Annotated in this window: 17 protein-coding genes and 1 riboswitch; of the genes, 12 read left to right on the forward strand and 5 right to left on the reverse strand. The window is 63.4% G+C overall.

The annotated features are described in order from the left end of the window. Positions 1–14: 14 nt before the first annotated feature. Positions 15–168, reverse strand: a riboswitch (guanidine-I (ykkC/yxkD leader). Positions 169–364: 196 nt separating this feature from the next. Next, on the reverse strand, positions 365–1,354 hold the full coding sequence (gene epmB, locus DU490_RS05480) for an EF-P beta-lysylation protein EpmB (RefSeq protein ID WP_258801335.1): 990 nt from the start codon (positions 1,352–1,354) through the stop codon (positions 365–367). Positions 1,355–1,511: 157 nt separating this feature from the next. On the opposite strand from epmB, the gene efp reads away from it, so the two are divergent. Both efp and epmA read left to right on the forward strand, forming a co-directional pair. Beyond that, on the forward strand, positions 1,512–2,078 hold the full coding sequence (efp, locus tag DU490_RS05485) for an elongation factor P (RefSeq protein WP_114573326.1): 567 nt from the start codon (positions 1,512–1,514) through the stop codon (positions 2,076–2,078). A gap of 193 nt (positions 2,079–2,271) precedes the next feature. Further along, positions 2,272–3,246, forward strand: coding sequence for an EF-P lysine aminoacylase EpmA (epmA, locus tag DU490_RS05490; RefSeq protein WP_114573327.1), 975 nt, complete (start codon positions 2,272–2,274; stop codon positions 3,244–3,246). Here the strand turns inward: epmA and asd are convergent. The 3 genes from asd to rsgA all read right to left on the reverse strand — a co-directional run bounded on the left by asd (position 3,230) and on the right by rsgA (position 6,246). Next, the gene (gene asd / locus DU490_RS05495; protein WP_114573328.1) at positions 3,230–4,081 is read right to left on the reverse strand and encodes an archaetidylserine decarboxylase; all 852 of its coding nucleotides are present in this window, start codon (positions 4,079–4,081) and stop codon (positions 3,230–3,232) included. The two genes, epmA and asd, sit on opposite strands and share 17 nt — an antisense overlap. A gap of 232 nt (positions 4,082–4,313) precedes the next feature. Beyond that, entirely contained in the window at positions 4,314–5,144 is an 831-nt protein-coding gene (locus tag DU490_RS05500; protein WP_114573329.1) for a sulfurtransferase, read from the reverse strand. Between the two features lie 73 nt (positions 5,145–5,217). After that, positions 5,218–6,246 (reverse strand): small ribosomal subunit biogenesis GTPase RsgA, encoded by a 1,029-nt coding sequence (gene rsgA, locus DU490_RS05505; protein ID WP_114573330.1) that lies wholly within the window; start codon positions 6,244–6,246, stop codon positions 5,218–5,220. An 86-nt stretch (positions 6,247–6,332) separates the two neighbouring features. Between rsgA and orn the strand changes: the two genes are divergently transcribed. Further along, entirely contained in the window at positions 6,333–6,920 is a 588-nt protein-coding gene (gene orn / locus DU490_RS05510; RefSeq protein ID WP_114573331.1) for an oligoribonuclease, read from the forward strand. A gap of 213 nt (positions 6,921–7,133) precedes the next feature. On the opposite strand, the gene queG is transcribed toward orn, so the two are convergent. After that, positions 7,134–8,237, reverse strand: a complete 1,104-nt coding sequence (queG, locus tag DU490_RS05515; protein WP_114573394.1) for a tRNA epoxyqueuosine(34) reductase QueG — start codon at positions 8,235–8,237, stop codon at positions 7,134–7,136. Positions 8,238–8,336: 99 nt separating this feature from the next. Here queG and DU490_RS05520 point away from each other — a divergent pair, with 99 nt between their 5' ends. From DU490_RS05520 to hflC, 9 genes are all read left to right on the forward strand, one after another. Beyond that, on the forward strand, positions 8,337–9,902 hold the full coding sequence (locus DU490_RS05520; RefSeq protein WP_114573332.1) for an NAD(P)H-hydrate dehydratase: 1,566 nt from the start codon (positions 8,337–8,339) through the stop codon (positions 9,900–9,902). Next, positions 9,883–10,383 carry a tRNA (adenosine(37)-N6)-threonylcarbamoyltransferase complex ATPase subunit type 1 TsaE gene (tsaE, locus tag DU490_RS05525; protein ID WP_114573333.1) on the forward strand — a complete coding sequence of 167 codons (501 nt, stop codon included), beginning with the start codon at positions 9,883–9,885 and terminating at the stop codon, positions 10,381–10,383. The genes DU490_RS05520 and tsaE overlap by 20 nt, the downstream gene beginning before the upstream one ends. A 56-nt stretch (positions 10,384–10,439) precedes the next feature. Next, complete coding sequence (locus tag DU490_RS05530) at positions 10,440–11,879, forward strand: N-acetylmuramoyl-L-alanine amidase (protein WP_114573334.1); 1,440 nt, start codon at positions 10,440–10,442, stop codon at positions 11,877–11,879. Next, entirely contained in the window at positions 11,876–13,873 is a 1,998-nt protein-coding gene (mutL, locus tag DU490_RS05535) for a DNA mismatch repair endonuclease MutL (RefSeq protein ID WP_258801342.1), read from the forward strand. The genes DU490_RS05530 and mutL overlap by 4 nt, the downstream gene beginning before the upstream one ends. Positions 13,874–13,945: 72 nt before the next feature. Continuing rightward, positions 13,946–14,896, forward strand: a complete 951-nt coding sequence (miaA, locus tag DU490_RS05540; RefSeq protein WP_114573335.1) for a tRNA (adenosine(37)-N6)-dimethylallyltransferase MiaA — start codon at positions 13,946–13,948, stop codon at positions 14,894–14,896. 89 nt (positions 14,897–14,985) lie between these two features. Next, entirely contained in the window at positions 14,986–15,237 is a 252-nt protein-coding gene (gene hfq, locus DU490_RS05545; RefSeq protein ID WP_043512125.1) for an RNA chaperone Hfq, read from the forward strand. Positions 15,238–15,246: 9 nt separating this feature from the next. Then, a complete protein-coding gene (gene hflX / locus DU490_RS05550; protein ID WP_114573336.1) occupies positions 15,247–16,569 on the forward strand; it encodes a ribosome rescue GTPase HflX in 1,323 nt (440 codons plus the stop codon). A 141-nt stretch (positions 16,570–16,710) separates the two neighbouring features. Beyond that, entirely contained in the window at positions 16,711–17,940 is a 1,230-nt protein-coding gene (gene hflK, locus DU490_RS05555; protein ID WP_114573337.1) for an FtsH protease activity modulator HflK, read from the forward strand. Next, the gene (gene hflC / locus DU490_RS05560) at positions 17,941–18,825 is read left to right on the forward strand and encodes a protease modulator HflC (RefSeq protein ID WP_114573338.1); all 885 of its coding nucleotides are present in this window, start codon (positions 17,941–17,943) and stop codon (positions 18,823–18,825) included. Positions 18,826–18,932 lie beyond the last annotated feature (107 nt).

The following is an 18,932-nucleotide window of genomic DNA, read 5'->3' on the forward strand; positions in this document are numbered from 1 at the left end:
AGCGGCTGCACCTGTCCTCCCGGGCTTTTGTCCCGCCGTGTAACCTTGCATCGGCAAGAGTCGTCCTGGACGAACCCTCTTCCTGCTGATGCCGGGTCGACGGCTCTCGGACCTGGCGTCACATCTGGGGGATTGAGCGATGTGACCGGAACCCTAGCCGTCCATTGGAAACCGAATTGTCTGGCAGCCTGGGCCACCGATACCCCATTTCATCTAATCTCAAGCAAACACATTGCCACCTTCTGTAAAAACAACCATAAAACAGTGCTATGCAGCCTGATATCGAGCTCCTGGCCAGGATGTTTGTCACACGCTGGCACCAACATGGTGAGGATGCACGTCTACTTGCACCCGAATGGAGCGTTCACAGCGGCGCCTTGCTGGCTCCACCGGGAATCTCCCGCACCAGCTTAGGCACCAGAAACCCGGGCAGCACGTCCCGAAGACCTGCGACCAGCCCGCGGGCCTCTTCGTCTGGCACGTCAAAGTGGGCCGCGCCGGCCACCGGATCGAGTACGTGGAGGTAGTAGGGCAGCACGCCGGCCTCGAAGAGTCGTTCGGAGAGCGCGGCCAGGGCGTCCACGCCGTCATTGACCCCGCGCAGCAGCACGCTCTGGTTGAGCAGGGTGACGCCGGCGGCCTTGAGCCGTTCGCAGGCTTCTACCACGGCATCATCGATCTCGTTGGCGTGGTTGATATGCAGCACCACCACCTTCTGCAGGCGGGTAGCGCCGAGCCACTCGAGCAGGGCGTCATCGACGCGATCCGGGATCACCACCGGCAGGCGGGTGTGGATGCGCAGCCGCTTCAGGTGGGGGATGGCATCGAGTCTTTCCACCAGCCAGGCCAGCTGGCGGTCGCTGGCGGCGAGCGGGTCGCCGCCGGAGAGAATCGCTTCGCTGATCGAAGTATCGCCACTCAGGTGCTCGAGAGAGGTTTCCCACTGGCTGCGGGAGGGCGTGTTCTCTTCATAAGGAAATTGACGCCGAAAGCAATAGCGGCAGTTAACCGCACAGGCGGGGCTGGTGATCAATAGCACGCGACCGGTGTATTTGTGGATCAGCCCCCGTGCCGGGGTGTGGTCGGCTTCCGACAGGGGGTCGGCGACGTAGCCCGGTACCACCTCGCTTTCGGCCGCCAGCGGTAGTACCTGTCGCAGCAGCGGATCATCGGGGTCGCCGTGGCGCATACGCGCCAGGAAGGCCTCCGGAACGCGCACCTCGAAGAGTGCATGGCCGTGCTCTGCCCCCGGCAGCCAGCTGTCGTCGAGGCCCAGGCGGCGGCACAGTTCCCGCGGGTCGCGAATGGCGCCCGAGAGCTGTGCCTGCCAGGCTGAGGGCAGAATTACGGGCATCTCATCAGTTTGCGATGATTCCTGTCTCTGCAAAAGGACAGGGCTTCGGGTTATCATGCGGCACACCAGTCACATAGGCGAGGGCTTGGTTCCTCGTCGATTTCATATCCGCGCGTCCAGGCCATGCTGTGACGCGCTCGATCATTTGAGAGGCAATATGGCGAACTATTCTACCAACGAATTCAAAGGCGGGCTGAAGGTGATGCTGGACGGTGATCCTTGCGCGATCGTCGAGAACGAATTCGTCAAGCCGGGCAAGGGCCAGGCTTTCAATCGGGTCAAGCTGCGTAACCTGATCACGGGCCGCGTCTGGGAGCGTACCTTCAAGTCTGGCGAATCCCTTGAGGGGGCCGACGTGATGGATCTGCAAATGGAGTTTCTCTACTCCGACGGGGACATGTGGTATTTCATGAAGACCGACGGCTCTTTCGAGCAGTACGCGGTCGAGAAGAAGGCACTGGGCGACACGACCAAGTGGCTCAAGGAGCAGGTGGCGTACACCGTGACGCTGTGGGACGACAACGCCATCAGTGTGACGCCGCCCAACTTCATTGAACTGGAAGTGATCGAGACCGATCCGGGCCTCAAGGGCGACACCGCCCAGGGCGGTTCCAAGCCAGCCGCGCTCTCCTCCGGTGCCGTGGTACGGGTGCCGCTGTTCATCAACCAGGGCGAAGTGCTGAAGATCGATACGCGCTCCGGCGAATACGTATCACGAGCATAAGCGATAGCTCGACAAGCGGCGCCGGGGACAGGTCGGAGCGGAGGTCATTTGTCATGGATGACAAATGTAGCGCCCAGGGATGGGTTCACAGCGCCTCCGCGAAGTGCCTGTCGCCGGATCAGCCGCACTTTGCCAGGCTCCCACGAAGGCCATGCTTAGCCAGCATGGCCTTCCTCGTTCTAGAGGTAACCCAATGACAACTGACTGGCGGCCCACAGCAAGCATCGAGACGCTGCGCGAGCGGGCGCGGCTGCTGGCCGAAGTGCGGACGTTCTTCGCGGAGCGCGACGTGCTGGAGGTGGAGACGCCGGTGCTGGGCCACGGCGGCAGCACCGATGTGCACCTGGCGTCGCTGTCGCTTCTGGCAACCACGCCAGCGGGGCGCGCAAGGCTGTGGCTGCAGACGTCGCCCGAATTCCATATGAAGCGGCTGCTGGTCGCTGGCTCAGGGCCGATCTTCCAGCTGGCGCGCAGCTTCCGCGACGGCGAGGTGGGTAGCCGCCACAACATCGAGTTCACCATGCTGGAGTGGTATCGCCCCGGCTTCTCACTCGACGAATTGATCGGTGAGACGACGGCGCTGATCCACGCGGTGCTGGGGCGCGACTCGGGGCCGCTGCGCCGACGTCGCTACCGTGAGCTGTTCCGTGAGGCGTTGCAGCTCGACCCCTTTGCTGTCGAGCTCGATGTGTTGCGTAGCACTGCCAGCGAGCGTGGCGGACTCGATATGAACGATGCCGGGCGCGACGGCTGCCTCGACCTGCTGATGAGCCTGGTCATCGAACCCCACCTGGGGCGCGAGGGACCCGACGTGGTAGTGGACTACCCGGCGAGCCAGGCGGCGCTGGCACGGTGTCATCGAGACGAGGAGGATGGCGAGTGGGTGGCCTCACGCTTCGAGGTCTATCTCGACGGACTGGAGCTTGCCAACGGTTATGACGAGCTGACGGACGTCGATGAGCAGCTAGCTCGCTTTACTGAGGACAACGCCGCCCGGCGTCAACTCGGCATGTCCGGAGTCGATATCGACCGGCGGCTGTTGGCGGCGCTTGCGCACGGCATGCCGGCAGGCAGCGGCGTGGCGCTGGGCATGGACCGGCTGATCCAGCTCGCCTTGGGCAAGGCGAGCGTGGCGGAAGTGATGGCTTTTTCTACTCTGAACTGCTGACGGGAAAACCGCCAAGCGACTGGCCCATAAAGACCTTGGTCTTGGGCGCCAGCACCTTGTCGAAATCGACCTGGCCGGCGAAGGCCATCACCACCGTGGAGCCGAGCTTGAAGCGGCCCATCTCTGCACCGCGTTCGAGATGGATCGGCTGGTCGAAGCGTATACGCTGGACTTGGCCTGAGAGTGGCGTCACCTGGCCGGCCCATACCGTCTCGATGGCAGCAACGATCATGGCGCCGACCAGCACCACCACCATGGGCCCGTATTCCGTATCGAAGTGGCACACCAGGCGCTCGTTGCGGGCGAACAGGTTGGGCACGTGTTCCGTCGTGGCCGCGTTGACCGAGAACAGCCGCCCCGGCACGTAGACCATCTCGGTCAGGGTGCCGGCCAGTGGCATGTGCACACGATGATAGTCCTTGGGTGAGAGATACACGGTGGCGTAGCTTCCGCCGCTGTAACGGAGCGCGGCATCGGCGTCGCCGCCGAGCAGGTCGACCACCGAGAAGCGGTGCCCCTTGGCCTGCAGCAGGCGGTCCGCCTCGATGGGGCCGAACTGGGACAGGTTGCCGTCGGCGGGGGAGAGCAGTCCCTGGCCCAGGGGGCGGGCATCGGGCTTCAGTTCCCGGGTGAAGAAGTCGTTGAAGGTGGCGTAGGCCGTGGGGTCGGGCTCGGCGGCCTCGCCCATGTCGACCTTGAAGACCCTGATGAAGGCGCGGATCAGCGCATTCTTCAGCCAGGCGATACGGCATTCGGCAAGACAACCCACCAGCCGCGAGAGCAGGTGGTGGGGAATCGGGTACTGGATCAGGGCAAAAAACTTGGCGAGAGACAAGGTAAAGATTCCGGTTGGCTGGCTGGGGAGATGACCGGGTGGGGCAGCGAAGCGACATTAGCGAGGGCGCTGGCTTGAGTGGGCCGGGTAGCGCAAATCGACAGGGATGTCGATTTAGGGCTGGCAAGAGGGACCTTGTTCCAGCCCGGCGCGTCACCCGGCGCACGAAAGTCAGGGTTTCGTCCTCGATTGTCGCGAGTCGCCCCGCGCGGGCACTTTGGTTGCAGGCTTCTTATTTCTCTATCGGCGTATCGTCGCGGTTGCCCCACTCCTTCCAGGAGCCGGCGTAGCCGCGGATCTTCTCGAAGCCCAGCGCCTTGCCCACCAGCCAGGTGAAGCTGCTGCGGTGATGACTCTGGCAATGGGTAACCACTTCCATGTCCGGGGTGAGCCCCAGCGCCTCGAGTTCAGTAATCAGCTCGGCGTAATCGCGAATGCGCAGCGCGCGCTCCTTGTCCATGGCCTCGGTCCACTCCATGTTGACCGCGCCGGGAATATGGCCGAGCTGGCGGTTTTCGCCCTTCTCGCCGCGGTATTCCGCTGGCGAGCGGGCGTCCCAGATGGCGAAGCCCTTCTCGCCCAGCCGCTCCTGCAATTCGGCCCGGTCGATGGCGACTTCCGGGTGAAGGATTGCGGCCTCGTACTCGCTGGGAGTGGGTGTGTGGCGCTCGGAAGACGCGGATTGGCCGGCCTGACGCCAGGCGTGAATGCCGCCGTTGAGGTAGGAGTAGCGGGTGTGCCCCATTAGCTCCAGTGTCCACAGTAGCCGCCCGGCCCAGCCGCCGCCCTCGTCGTCGTAGGCCACTACATGGGTGTCGCGGGTCAGGCCCAGCTCCGAGAAGAGCCGAGATAGTGCGTCGGCGCTGGGTACCCCGTTGGGTACCTCGCCTTCGCCATGCATGAGTTTGCGAAAGTCGAGGAAGACCGCGCCAGGCACGTGCCCTTGGTCGTAGTTCTCGGCCTTTAGCGGTACGTCGATGATCAGCAGCCGCGGGTCGGCCAGATGCTCGGCAAGCTGTTCGGGCTCAATGATCAGCGGCAACAGATTTTCTTCGGAACTCATGGTGCTCTCCTCCAGTTCGGCCTTTGTACCAGCCGGCGTCGTGTCATCAATCTACTTTAACCATGCTGAAAGCTCAGGTCTCGTTGAGACTCTCGACGATGCGGCGATAACTGGCAAAGCGTTCCGGGTGGACATTCCCGCACTCCACGGCCTCGAGCAGGGCGCACCCCGGCTCCTGACGGTGGCGGCAGTCGCGAAAGCGACAGCGCCCCAGCAGGTCGCGGAACTCGATGAAGCCCTCGGCGACCTGCTGTTCGTCCAGGTGGACGAGCCCGAATTCCCGAATGCCGGGGGAGTCGATCAATTCGGCCTTCTCGGCGCTGGGCAGGTCATAGAGGCGTGCCGTGGTGGTGGTGTGGGTGCCCTTGCGTGAATCCTTCGACAGCGCTCCGATGCGGAGTTCCTCATCCGGGAGCAGGCGGCCGATGAGCGATGACTTGCCCACGCCGCTCTGGCCGACAAAGACCGAGGTGCGTTTGGCGAGGCAAGCATGCAGCGCCTCCAGGCCATCTTCGCGGGCCGTGGTAGAGGTCACTACGGAATAACCCAGGGTCTCGTAGCGGCGGAGTAGCGCCGACAGCTCGCCACCACCCTCTGGTAGAAGGTCGATCTTGTTGAGCACCAAGACCGGCGCGATGCCGGTCGCCTCGGCGGCCACCAGGTAGCGGTCGATCAGGTTGGGGTGGGGCGCAGGCTCCACGGCGAAGACGATCAGGATCTGGTCGATATTGGCGGCCACCGGCTTGAGTTGGCCACGGGCATCGGGCCGTTCCAATACGTTCGCTCGTTCGGAGCGGGCGACCACGACGCCGTCCACGACATTGCCGCTGCTGTCCTCGGCGGCGCGCCAGACAACCCTGTCGCCAGTCACCAGGCCTTCCAGGTTGGCGCGCAGGTGGCAGCGCACCGGGTCGCCATCGCCGTGAACGTCCAGGGTGCGCCCGAAATGGGCAGTCACGCGGCCGGGCTGTTCGGGGCCGTATTCGCCTGCGGCCAGCTTTTGGGAATCCTGGATATCGCGCTGCTCGGAGCGGCGAGCACGTTCGGCCTGGACCTTTTCGATACGCCAGCGCTGCTGGCGGCTCAATTTGCGTTTGCTCATGGGCACCCGAAGATCGTTACAATGATGGCATTGTAACCAGCGTGGCCCAGCGTGTCCTGCTGTGCCCGCTTTATCTGGAGCTTCCGATGACCCAATCTCCTGAACAGCGGCAGGACCTGCTGATATGGATTGATCTTGAAATGACCGGGCTTGATCCGGAGCGCGAGCGGATTATCGAAGTGGCCACCCTGATCACCGATGGTGACTTGAACCTGATCGCAGAAGGCCCTGTGCTTGCCGTCCATCAGCCCGAGGCCTTGCTGGCGGCGATGGACGAATGGAACCAGAAGACCCACGGCGAGTCGGGGCTGGTGGCAAGGGTGAAGGAAAGCACCATCGATACCGCCGAGGCCCAGCGACAGACCCTGGATTTTCTCAAGGCCCATGTTGCCCCGGGTTCGTCGCCGATGTGCGGTAACAGCGTGCACCAGGACCGGCGCTTCCTGGAGCGGGAGATGCCGGAGCTGCTGGACTTCTTCCACTACCGCAACCTGGATGTCTCGACGCTGAAGGAGCTGGCCAAGCGCTGGAACCCCGGTGCCCTGGCCGGCTTTCACAAGCGCAATACGCATCAGGCGCTGGACGACATTCGCGAGTCGCTGGCCGAGCTGGCGCACTATCGCAATACGTTTCTACGGCTGGCGGGAAGTGAAAGGGATGCGGAGGAGTCGTAAGTCCGGTTTCGTGACCAGTGGCCATGAGTCGGAGCGGCTAATGCGAGCGATTTAGCCGGGACGCCGACGGGAGCGAGCCGAGTCGCGCAAATCGACAGGGATGTCGATTTAGGGCTAGCAAGAGGGACCTTGTTCTAGCCCGGCGCGTTACTCGGCTCGCGAAGCGTCGGGGTTTCGTCACGGCGCAAGCGAGCATGGATGCTACGACGTACTCTAGATCTGTCTTGAAATTAACTGCCGGCGCTTCTCTATCTGGCGCATCAGCGCCCAGCGCACATGCTCGCGCACCAGATCGGAAGGGTAGGCGAGGCGGGCGCGCAGGGCGGCCTCCACCGTTTCGCTCCAGGGGGCGTTGCCCAGGCCCACCGCCAGGTTGCGCAGCCAGCGCTCGTAGCCGATGCGCCGGATCGGGCTGCCGGCGGTCTTCTCCAGGAACTCCCCCTCGCCCCAGGCGAACAGCGATACCAGGCTGGCCCGGTCCAGGTCGTGGCGTGGGGCGAAGTCCGCCTCGTGGGTCGCGCGGGTGAAACGGGTGAAGGGGCAGACCAGCTGGCAGTCATCGCAGCCGAAGACGCGGTTGCCCATGGCCTCGCGGTAGCGCTCGGGGATGGCGCCGAACAGCTCGATGGTGAGGTAGGAGATGCAGGCCCTGGCATCTACTACACGGTCCTCGACGATGGCTCCGGTGGGGCAGGCGGTGCGACAGGCGCTGCAGCTGCCGCAGTGTTCGCTCTCGAAGGGGGGATCCACCGGCAGCGGCAGGTCGACGTAAAGCTCGCCGAGAAAGAACAGCGAGCCTGCCCTGGGATTGAGCAGCATGGCATTCTTGCCTACCCAGCCGAGGCCCGCCTTGCGCGCCAATGCCCGCTCCATCACCGGGGCCGAGTCGACAAAGGCACGGTAGCCATAAGGCCCCGTCTTCTCTTCGATCCATTTGGCCAGGGTCGCCAGGCGCTTGCGCATCAGCTTGTGATAGTCGCGGCCCACGGCATAGCGCGAGACGTAGGCGGTTTCGGGCTGGCCCAGCACCTTGGCGCTCTCCACCTCGGCGGGCAGGTAGTCGAGCCGGACGCTGACGACCCGAATGGTGCCGGGAATGAGCTCCTCTGGGCGAGTGCGCTTGGTGCCATGCTTGGCCATGAAGCCCATTTCGCCATGATGACCGACGTTCAGCCAGCGCTGCAGATGGCGCTCGTCGTCAGCCAGGTCGACATCCGTGATACCCACCTGCTGGAAGCCCAGCTCGCGCCCCCAAGTCCTGATGGTATCGGCCAGGGTGGCGAGGTCGCTGTCGTCCAGGGTTGCCGGAAGCGTCATGATCGAGAAAAACCGGGTAAATGCGTGCGGGGGGATTGGCGAAAGCGCCATTGAGCTTACACTCCCATGATAAAGCAACAATTGCAGGGGAGACACCGAATGTCCGTGAGCCATAGTGACAAGACACCGTCAATCACGCTGAGGCCGCTTTATCGGGCCGCCCAGGTCGAGGAGCTAGACCGCCGCACCATTGAGGCAGGTATCGAGGGTTTCGCGCTGATGCAGCGGGCGGCGACTGCGGCCTGGCAGAGCCTCAAGGCACGCTGGCCGGGAGTGCGACGTTTAACGGTGCTTTGCGGTGGCGGCAACAACGGTGGCGATGGCCACGTGCTTGCGGCTCTTGCCGGGGTGGCGGGCCTAGACGTCCAGCGCATCGTACTCAAGTCGGCAGAGTCCCTAGAGGGCGATGCGGCACGGGCAGCGGAAATGGCGACGGCTGCCGGGGTCGGGATAGTGCCATGGCGGCCGGGCCTGGACTTCACTGGAGAGGTGGTGGTGGACGCTCTGCTGGGCACCGGCCTTGGTGGTGAGGTGCGCGGCGACATCCGTGATGCCATTGAGGCCATCAACGCCAGCGGCCTCCCGGTGCTGGCCATCGACACGCCCTCGGGTCTGGCAGCCGATACCGGGGCCGAGCTTGGCGTGGCGGTACGAGCCACTCGGACGGTCACCTTCATCGGCGACAAGATCGGTCTGCATACCGGCCGTGCCCCCGATCTCGCTGGCGAAGTGCATTTTCGGGCACTCGGCGTCGATGCCGGCGGCCATCAAGACATAGCGCCGGCAGCCTGGCTGCTCAACGGTGAACTGCTTCCTGCTCTGCTACCGCCCCGCGAGCGGGATGCGCACAAGGGAGCAATGGGCCATGTGCTGGTGGTGGGAGGCGCACCCGGTTTCGGCGGTGCGGGGCTGCTAGCCAGCGAAGCCGCAGCCAGGCTGGGCGCCGGCAAGATCAGCCTGGCCACTGCGCCGGAGCATGTTGCGGCCTGTCTGACGTATCGTCCCGAGGTCATGGTTCACGGCGTGCGCGGGATGGCGGACCTCGGCGACCTTACGGAGCGTGCCGATATTCTGGTGGTGGGGCCAGGGCTCGGGCAGGGTGCCTGGGGGCAAGGCATGCTCCAGGTATCGCTGATGGCGGGGCTGCCTATGGTAGTGGATGCCGATGGCCTCAACCTGCTGGCCAGCCGCTGGGCCGAGGAGCGGCGTGACGACTGGATACTCACACCACATCCCGGCGAGGCTGCTCGGCTGCTCGGCATCAGTGCTGCCGAGGTTGAGACCGACCGACCGGCAGCGGTGGCCGAATTGCAGCGTCGGCGCGGTGGGGTGATCATTCTCAAGGGCGCCGGCACTCTGGTAGCCGGGCCGATGGGGTTAACGGTCTGCCCCTATGGCAACCCCGGTATGGCATCGGGGGGGATGGGCGATGTCCTGTCGGGAATGCTCGGAGCGTTGCTGGCCCAGGGAGTGCCGCTGGAGAGTGCCGCTAGTCTGGGCGTGGTCGTGCATGCCATGGCTGCCGATCTGGCCGCCCGGGATGGCGGTGAGCGTGGTCTGCTGGCTGCCGATCTGGCATCCTATGCCCGAAGGCTGATCAACCCCGAGGCTAACGTTGGCATCTATCCCCAGGCAGGTAGCGACAATGCGCGTGCGACTCGATGACGAAGACCGACAGGTCGACTTCGGCAGGTGCCTGGGACGCGCTCTGCGCGGTCAGGGGCGTGTCTATCTGGAGGGCGAGCTGGGGGCCGGAAAGACTACGCTCACGCGTGGCATTCTGCGCGCCTATGGTCACGAGGGGGCCGTGAAAAGCCCGACCTATACCCTGGTGGAGCCCTACGTCACGGGTGGCAAATACCTCTACCATTTCGATCTTTATCGGCTGGGAGACCCGGAGGAGCTGGAGTTCATCGGTGGTCGCGACCTGTTTGCCGACGACGCCCTGTGCATCGTCGAGTGGCCTAGCCGAGGTGCAGGGTGGTTGCCAGAGCCGGACTTGCGCATCACCCTGACACTTGGCGAGCCGGGCCGTATCGCCAGCCTGGAGGCCTTCTCCGATCTGGGGCGTTCGGTCCTTGTGACACTGTCGCAGGAGATGGCCTTTGACGACATGATTATCGAGCAGGAACGCGAACAACAGTGATTATGACCCGATGCCTGCCCCTATTTCGTTTGAGAGAAGCGTTTTCTACAGTGCTGATGAGGCACTGCGTGCTCTTCGCGGTACTATTTCCGCTGTTGTTGCTTGCCCCATTTGCGCAGTCGGCGCAGGTCGACAATGTCCGCCTCTGGGCCGCTCCCGACCATGCCCGCCTGGTCTTCGACCTGTCTGGTCATGCCGAGGCCGATATCTTCCTTCTCGACAACCCACGACGGCTGGTGATCGACCTCGACGATAGCGGTCTCAACACCGAGCTTTCTTCGCTGAAACTGGATGGCAGCGCCATTACTGCCGTGCGCAGCGGAGTGCGCGACGGCAACGGCCTGCGGGTGGTGCTGGAGCTTTCCCGTGAGGTGGAGCCACGCCATTTCACGCTTCCGCCCAATGACCAGTATGGTCACCGCTTGGTGGTTGACATGGAGTACCCGGGCGAAAGTGCGGTGCAGAATCCTATCGATCCCATCGAGGCGATGATCCGTGAGCAGGAAATCGTCGCCAGTCGTGGCAGTGCCGAAGGAGGCGAGAGCACACCGCGTGCGCAGGCCGATACCGCCATCGCGAGCCAGCCTGCAGCCCCCCATCCTCGCCGTGATATCATTATCGCCATCGACCCCGGTCATGGGGGGGAGGACCCAGGGGCGATCGGGCCTGGCGGCACGCGCGAGAAGGATGTGGTCATGGAGATCAGTCGCCGGCTGCAGCGGCTGGTGGATGACGCCGAGGGCTTCCGTGCAGTGATGATTCGCGATGGGGACTATTATATCGGCCTGCGTCAGCGAACCCGTATCGCTCGTGAGCAGAAGGCCGACTTCTTCATCTCCATTCATGCCGATGCGTTCAACAGTCCCCGTCCCAACGGCAGTTCCGTGTATGCCCTCTCCCAACGCGGCGCCACCTCCGAGACGGCCCAGTGGCTTGCAGCCAGCGAGAACCAGGCCGACCTGATCGGCGGCGTGGACGGCAACCTGTCGCTGAATGACAAGGACGAAGTGCTGCGAGGCGTGCTGCTCGATCTCACCATGACCGCAACACTCAATGATTCGCTGGCGATCGGTGGTCAGGTGCTGGAGAGGTTGGGGCGCGTCAATCGGTTGCATAAGTCGCGTGTCGAGCAGGCCGGTTTCATGGTTCTTAAGTCGCCGGATATCCCGTCGCTGCTGATCGAAACAGGATTCATTTCCAATCCCGACGAGGAGCGCCGACTGCGTGACTCCAGTCATCAACAGCGCTTGGCAGAATCGATTTTCACCGGGTTACGCTCGCATTTTCAGAGCAACCCCCCGCCGGCCAGCCTGCTGGCCTGGCAGAGGGACAACCATCGCAATCCCTCGGGCAACGAGTATCGTATCCAGCCGGGAGACACCCTGTCACAGATTGCGGCACGCCATGGCGTGCCGGTGGGGCAGCTAAAGCAGGCCAACGAGCTCAACGGAGACGTAATTCGCGTTGGACAGGTGCTGAGGATCCCTCGCTCATGACAGTGACTGACGAAATGGCTGACGAAACGCTCGAGGGGCGCCGCATACGGGTGCTCGATCCACGCCTGGCCAACCAGATCGCCGCTGGCGAAGTGGTAGAGCGTCCGGCGTCGGTGGTCAAGGAGCTGGTCGAGAATGCCATCGATGCCGGCAGTCGACGGATCGAGGTGGAGCTCGAGGCGGGCGGTACCCGGCTGATTCGAGTGCGTGACGATGGCTGCGGTATCGGCGAGGAGGATCTGCCGCTGGCCCTGTCGCGTCATGCCACCAGCAAGATCGCGTCACTGGAAGATCTCGAGGGGGTAGCCAGCCTGGGCTTTCGCGGCGAGGCGCTGGCCTCGATCAGCTCGGTATCGCGCCTGGAATTGATGGCCAACGTCGACGACGACCCCCGCAACGGCTGGCGCGTGGTCGCCGAGGGCCGCCAGATGGAGCCGCGTGTCACGCCGGCACCGCATCCTCGAGGCACCTCCCTGACGGTTCGCGACCTGTTCTTCAATACGCCCGCGCGGCGCAAGTTCCTGCGTACCGAGAAGACCGAGTACGGCCACGTGGAGGAGGCGTTTCGTCGCCTGGCGCTGTCGCGTTTCGATATTGCCTGGGTCCTCAGGCATAACCAGAAGACCGTGCATCAGTTGCCTGCCAGCCCGGATGCGGCGGCTCGCGAGCGGCGTATCAGTGCATTGCTCGGCAAGGGCTTTCTCGACAACGCTCTGCACCTGGATCTCGAGGCCGGCAGCCTCAGGCTATGGGGATGGGTCGGCTTGCCTACCCATTCCCGGGCCCAGGCCGATCAGCAGTATTTCTTCGTCAACGGCCGGGTGGTGCGCGACCGCCTGGTGGCCCACGCCATACGCCAGGCCTATCGGGACGTACTGTTTCATGGCCGCCATCCCGTGTTCGTGCTCTATCTCGAGGTCGACCCCACGGTGGTGGACGTCAATGTTCATCCCACCAAGCATGAAGTGCGTTTCCGCGACGGCCGCATGGTGCATGATTTCCTCTTCTCGAGCCTGCATCGGGCCCTGGCCGAGGCGCGCCCCGGCGAGCAGGGCGATCGTGCCGCCGACGTGGCCGAGGGCATGTCGGCAAGCGACGAGGTTGGCCAGAGTGGACATGAAATCCGTGAAATCGGCGGGCGCTGGCAACAGCAGCCCATGGCCCTGCACGCTCAGCCCGGTGGCGGTGGCGAGCGGGTGACGCCGGATCGCGTGCGGGCCTTCATGAACGGCTATCGGGCGCTGCATCCGGAACATGAGACGAGCCTGCTCACCCCTCAGCCTGCCGCGCCGGGTGCCGGTGGCAGCGCGGCCTTGGCCGAGCGCCAGCCTGAGGTTGGCCAAACCGGGGCCCAGCCAGTGCGCTCCACGATGCCCGGGGAGGATGCCACCCGTGCGCCACCGCTGGGCTACGCCATTGCCCAGCTGCATGGTGTCTATATCCTCTCCGAGACGGAGCGTGGTCTGATGATCGTGGATATGCATGCCGCCCATGAGCGCATCGTCTATGAGCGCATGAAGCTTCAGGTGCATGGTGATGCAGAGGGTGAAGGGCGCTTGCAGGCTCAGCCGCTGCTGGTGCCGGTGTCGCTGGCGGCCAGTGCCGCGGAAGTCGCCACCGCCGAGGCCGAGCGCGACGCCTTCGCCCGATTGGGCGTTGAGCTCGACGTGGCCGGTCCCGAGACCCTGCTGATACGTCAGCTACCGGCGCTGCTGGTGGATGCCGATGTTGAGCCGCTGATCCGCGACATGCTTGGCGACCTGGAGCGCTACGGCCGTTCAGATCGGCTGGAGGCGCACGTCAACGAGTTGTTGGCCACCATGGCCTGCCATGGCAGCGTGCGAGCCAACCGGCGGCTGACGATCGCAGAAATGAACGCCTTGCTGCGCGACATGGAGCGCACTGAACGCAGTGGCCAGTGCAACCACGGCCGTCCCACCTGGACCGAGATGTCCCTCAAGGAACTGGACCGGCTCTTTATGAGAGGACAGTAGCAAACGTTAGGTTCATCGCATTTTGGCGAGAAGCGCCGGCTCAGCTTCTCTGCTCCAAGCCCGAGACATTTGATGCCAGATACCCGCCCCCCCGCCATCCTTCTGATGGGTCCCACCGCCGCCGGCAAGACCGATCTGGCCATGGCACTTCATGAGCGGCTCGAGTGTGACCTGGTCAGCATGGATTCGGCCATGGTCTACCGCGGCATGGATATCGGCAGCGCCAAGCCCTCGCCCCAGGAGCTTGCCCGGGCGCCGCACCGCCTGATCGACATTCGTGACCCGGTCGAGCCCTATTCGGCGGCGGATTTCCGCGATGACGCTTTGCGCGAGATGCGACATACCACCACAGCAGGCCGGGTGCCGCTGCTGGTGGGCGGCACCATGATGTATGCCAAGCGCCTGCTCGAGGGCGTCGCCAACCTGCCGCCGGCCGATCCGGTGATACGCGCTGAACTGCAGCGTGAGGTCGAGCGGCACGGGCTTGCCGCCATGCACGCGGCACTGGCACGTATTGACCCGGTGTCCGCGCAGCGCATTCATCCCAACGATCCACAGCGTCTGATGCGGGCCATGGAAGTCTATCGTGCCACCAGCCTGACACTTACCGAACTCTGGCAGCGGCAACGTTCTGAAACCTTCCCGTGGAACGTGTTGTCGATAGGAATCACGCCGCTTGACCGTCGTATCTTGCACGAGCGTATTGCCGTACGTTTCGATGCCATGCTTGAGGCCGGCTTGATCGAGGAAGTGATGGCGCTTCGCGCCCGTGGCGATCTTCACCCCGAGCTGCCCTCCATGAAGAGTGTGGGTTATCGTCAGGTATGGGACTATCTCGATGGTAAGCTCGATGGCGAGGGGGATATCGAGCAGCTGCGCCATCGCACCGTCGTTGCGACTCGGCAGCTGGCAAAGCGTCAATTGACCTGGTTACGCGGCTGGCCGGGACTACACTGGGTCGATGCCCAGGGTAACGATGCATTGGGTGAGGTCCTGAAACTCGTGCGCGAAATCGGCTCTTAGCGTAAGATGTTGGCTTCGAGTGGCCGGGTGACCAGCCGAGCAAGAACACAACTTCCACCCCTCATGAGAACGTTTTAGGGAGAGGTAGCATGTCCAAAGGGCAATCCCTTCAAGACCCGTACCTGAATATCCTGCGCAAGGAGCGCATTCCGGTGTCGATTTTCCTGGTCAACGGCATCAAGCTGCAGGGGCAGATCGAGTCTTTCGATCAGTTCGTCATTCTGCTGCGCAATACCGTCAGCCAGATGGTGTACAAGCATGCCATTTCCACGGTGGTGCCATCGCGCAATGTGCGCCTGCCGCCGCAGGATCCTGCGGCTCCGCCGGAAAGCAACGTGTGAGGATATTGTTTGTTTTTTGAACGTCCCGATGCCGGCGAAACGGCAGTACTGGTTCATGTGGACTTTCAGGATGAGCGCGAACGCGAGGATCCGGGTGAGTTTCTGGAACTTGTGCGTTCCGCGGGGGCCGAGCCGGCCACTCTGCTGAGTGGTAGCCGGCATCGGCCCGATTCGCGTACCTTCATTGGTAGCGGTAAGGTTGAGGAGCTGCGTGAAACGCTGAGTATGCACGGCGCGGAACTGGTGATCTTCAACCATGCCCTGAGTCCTTCGCAGGAGCGCAACCTCGAGCAGGTGCTCAAGTGCCGTGTGCTTGACCGTACGGGGCTCATCCTCGATATCTTCGCCCAACGGGCGCGTACCCATGAGGGCAAGTTGCAGGTCGAGCTGGCTCAACTAGAGTACATGTCCACGCGTTTGATTCGAGGCTGGACTCACCTGGAGCGACAGAAGGGCGGTATCGGCCTGCGTGGCCCCGGTGAGACCCAGCTGGAGACCGACCGGCGCCTGTTGAGGGCGCGCATCAAGGCGATTCACAAGCGACTCGACAAGGTGCGCAGTCAGCGCGCCCAGAATCGACGTGCCCGAGCCCGGGCCGAGATACCCAGCGTTTCTCTGGTCGGCTACACCAACGCCGGCAAGTCGACGCTGTTCAATGCGTTGACCGAATCCAAGGTCTATACGGCCGATCAGCTGTTCGCTACCCTCGACCCGACGCTGAGACGCCTGGAAATCGGCGATGTGGGTCCCGTGGTATTGGCCGATACCGTCGGTTTCATCCGTCACCTGCCGCACAAGTTGGTGGAGGCGTTTCAGGCCACCCTTCAAGAGGCCGCCGAAGCCGCATTGCTTGTGCATGTCATCGATGCCGCGGACCCTGATCGCGAGCGCAATATCGCCGAGGTCGAGGGAGTGCTGAATGAAATTGGTGCCTTGGATGTGCCGATACTCAAGGTGATGAACAAGATCGATCTGCTCGACAGCGCGCCACGAATCGAGCGTGACGGCCAGGGCCGGCCTGAGGTGGTCTGGCTTTCGGCAAAGGAGAACCGGGGGCTCGAGTTGTTGGAGGAGGCGCTTTCTGAGTGTCTCGCCGATGACGTAATCGATTTTTCCCTGACCCTTTCGCCGGAACAGGGCCGGTTGCGGGCGGGCTTGCACGAGCTGGGCGCCGTCAGGGAAGAGCATTTCGAGGAACCAGAAGGCAAAGTGGGGCTCAAAGTGCGGCTTCCTAGGCGCGACTTTCTGCAGTTGATGGCACGGCTGGATGAACGGGCCGAGGATTACTTGCCTTCCGAGCTGTGTGAACGTCCGGTATGGGAGGGTAGATAGCCTCAGGCTGTCTGGCCGAAAGGGTCGGCTTCCCTATAACAGAATAGCCAGGCGCCGTTGGCGCCAACGACAGGATGGCAACCGACTCTCCCACCGACCAATCAATGGTGGCGGGGAGGCAACGCAGAGTGGAGACGACATATGGCTTGGAATGAGCCTGGTGGCGGTGGCAACCAGAATGACCCCTGGAGCGGAGGGGGCCGACGCGGCGGTGGTAATGGCGGCGGTAACCGTGGCGGTAATCAGGGGCCACCCGACCTCGATGAAGCCCTGAAGAAATTTCAGGACAAGCTCAACAACATGCTGGGTGGCCGCGGGGGCAAGGGTGGCGGTGGCCGTGGTGGCAAGGGAGGCGGCGGCAAGCCACGCAATACGCTTGCTTTGCCCGGCCTGTTGCTGGTCATTGCCCTGGCGATCTGGGGGGCCTCGGGCTTCTACCTGGTCGACCAGGCAGAGCGTGGTGTCGTGCTGCGCTTCGGCAAGTTCCAGGACGTGGTCACGCCCGGCCTTCACTGGAACCCGCCTCTGATCGATGATGTGCGCATGGTCAACGTGACCCGGGTTCGCTCGCTGACTCAGTCTCAGGCGATGCTGACCCGAGACGAGAATATTGTCGAGGTCGAGATCTCGGCCCAGTACCAGGTCAATAACCCGCGCGATTTCGTGCTCAACGTGCGCAACCCCCAGCTTTCTATCGAGAATGCGCTGGATTCCGCACTGCGTCACGTGGTCGGTGGCACCGACATGATCGAGATCCTCACTTCCGGGCGTGAAATTCTCGGTAGCTCCGTCGCCAGCCGCCTGCAGAGCTATCTGGACAGCTACGGCACCGGTATTCGTCTGCAGACCATCAACATCGAGTCCACCTCGGCGCCGGGCCCGGTCATCGACGCCTTCGATGACGTCATCAGGGCGCGCGAGGATCGTCAGCGGACCATCAACGAGGGCATGGCTTACGCCAATGCCATCATTCCTGCCGCTCAGGGTCAGGCGCAGCGCCTGGTTGAGCAGGGTCAGGGTTATCGAGAGTCGGTGGTAGCCGAGGCCCAGGGTCAGGCAAACCGCTTCAATGCACTGCTGGTACAGTACCGCAATGCACCGGACATCATGCGTGAGCGCCTCTACCTGGATGCCATCGCCGAGGTCTTCGGCGAGACGCCGAAGGTGCTGATCGACGTCAGCGACGAGACACCATTGATGTATCTGCCCCTCGACCAGCGACCCGGCGGCACCCGCAGCGGCGAGGGTGATGGCGACCGTGCTCGTGGCGAGAGCGGCGAACTGGATCCGCGTGTCCTCGAGCGGCTCCGTACCACCTCCTCCTCGCAGGGCGGTGGCAGCAACAGTGGTATCCGCAGGGAGGGCCGCTAAATGATCAATAATCGTTCACTGATTATCGTGGGAACCCTGGCTGCCGCTGCCTGGCTTGCCAGCAACAGCCTCTATGTGGTCGACGAGACCGAGCGTGCCGTCAAGCTGCGCTTCGGTGAGGTAATCGAGGAGAACATCCAGCCGGGCCTGCACTTCAAAGTGCCGATCACCCAGACTGTCCGCAAGTTCGATACGCGGGTGCTGACCCTGGATACCGATACCAGCCGCTACCTGACCCTCGAGCAGAAGGCGGTGATCGTCGACTCCTTCGTCAAGTGGCAGGTGGTCAACCCGACGCGTTACTACGAGGCGACAGCCGGCGACGAGCTGATGGCGATCCGCCTGATCCAGCCACGGGTCGACGAGAGCCTGCGTAACGAGTTCGGCCGTCTGGACCTTCAGCAGATCATTGCAGAGCGTCGCGATGATTTGATGATCCGGCCGACCGAGGACCTCGATACGTTGATGCGCGATGAACTCGGGGTCTCGATTCTCGATATCCGCGTCAAGCGAATCGACCTGCCGGAAGACGTCTCGGCGGCGGTCTATGACCGCATGCGCTCCGAGCGTGAGCGGGAGGCCCGCGAATGGCGTGCCCAAGGCCAGGAAGAGGCTGAGCGTATCCGTGCCAACGCTGACCGTCGTCGGCAGGTGCTTCTGGCGCAGGCCACCGAGCGTGCCGAAACGCTGCGTGGTGAAGGCGATGCCGAAGCGGCGGGGATCTTCTCCGAGGCCTACGGCCAGGATCAGGAGTTCTTCTCCTTCTGGCGCAGCCTCAACGCCTATCGGGATAGCTTCGACGGAGAAAAGGATATGCTGGTGCTGGATCCCTCCAGCGACTTCTTCCGCTATCTCAAGTCGCCGTTTCCTGACCCGCAGGGCTGATGCAAAAGCGGCGAGAAGCAGCCTGTATGCTGCCTCCCGCCGCTTCCATGTGCCTCATGCAAGGCTTCCGGCGGGGTTCAACACACCGTCAAACGTGGTAGAATCCT

Source organism: Halomonas sp. DQ26W (genome assembly GCF_003339685.1).
Classification (GTDB): Bacteria; Pseudomonadota; Gammaproteobacteria; order Pseudomonadales; family Halomonadaceae; genus Halomonas.

What these genes read in the sequence shown, in the direction of transcription:
- epmB (WP_258801335.1), bottom strand. Translation starts at nt 1,354, where the DNA reads ATGCCCGTAATTCTGCCCTCAGCCTGGCAGGCACAGCTCTCGGGCGCC.
- efp (WP_114573326.1), top strand. Translation starts at nt 1,512, where the DNA reads ATGGCGAACTATTCTACCAACGAATTCAAAGGCGGGCTGAAGGTGATG.
- epmA (WP_114573327.1), top strand. Translation starts at nt 2,272, where the DNA reads ATGACAACTGACTGGCGGCCCACAGCAAGCATCGAGACGCTGCGCGAG.
- DU490_RS05500 (WP_114573329.1), bottom strand. Translation starts at nt 5,144, where the DNA reads ATGAGTTCCGAAGAAAATCTGTTGCCGCTGATCATTGAGCCCGAACAG.
- rsgA (WP_114573330.1), bottom strand. Translation starts at nt 6,246, where the DNA reads ATGAGCAAACGCAAATTGAGCCGCCAGCAGCGCTGGCGTATCGAAAAG.
- orn (WP_114573331.1), top strand. Translation starts at nt 6,333, where the DNA reads ATGACCCAATCTCCTGAACAGCGGCAGGACCTGCTGATATGGATTGAT.
- queG (WP_114573394.1), bottom strand. Translation starts at nt 8,237, where the DNA reads ATGACGCTTCCGGCAACCCTGGACGACAGCGACCTCGCCACCCTGGCC.
- DU490_RS05520 (WP_114573332.1), top strand. Translation starts at nt 8,337, where the DNA reads ATGTCCGTGAGCCATAGTGACAAGACACCGTCAATCACGCTGAGGCCG.
- tsaE (WP_114573333.1), top strand. Translation starts at nt 9,883, where the DNA reads ATGCGCGTGCGACTCGATGACGAAGACCGACAGGTCGACTTCGGCAGG.
- DU490_RS05530 (WP_114573334.1), top strand. Translation starts at nt 10,440, where the DNA reads ATGAGGCACTGCGTGCTCTTCGCGGTACTATTTCCGCTGTTGTTGCTT.
- mutL (WP_258801342.1), top strand. Translation starts at nt 11,876, where the DNA reads ATGACAGTGACTGACGAAATGGCTGACGAAACGCTCGAGGGGCGCCGC.
- miaA (WP_114573335.1), top strand. Translation starts at nt 13,946, where the DNA reads ATGCCAGATACCCGCCCCCCCGCCATCCTTCTGATGGGTCCCACCGCC.
- hfq (WP_043512125.1), top strand. Translation starts at nt 14,986, where the DNA reads ATGTCCAAAGGGCAATCCCTTCAAGACCCGTACCTGAATATCCTGCGC.
- hflK (WP_114573337.1), top strand. Translation starts at nt 16,711, where the DNA reads ATGGCTTGGAATGAGCCTGGTGGCGGTGGCAACCAGAATGACCCCTGG.
- hflC (WP_114573338.1), top strand. Translation starts at nt 17,941, where the DNA reads ATGATCAATAATCGTTCACTGATTATCGTGGGAACCCTGGCTGCCGCT.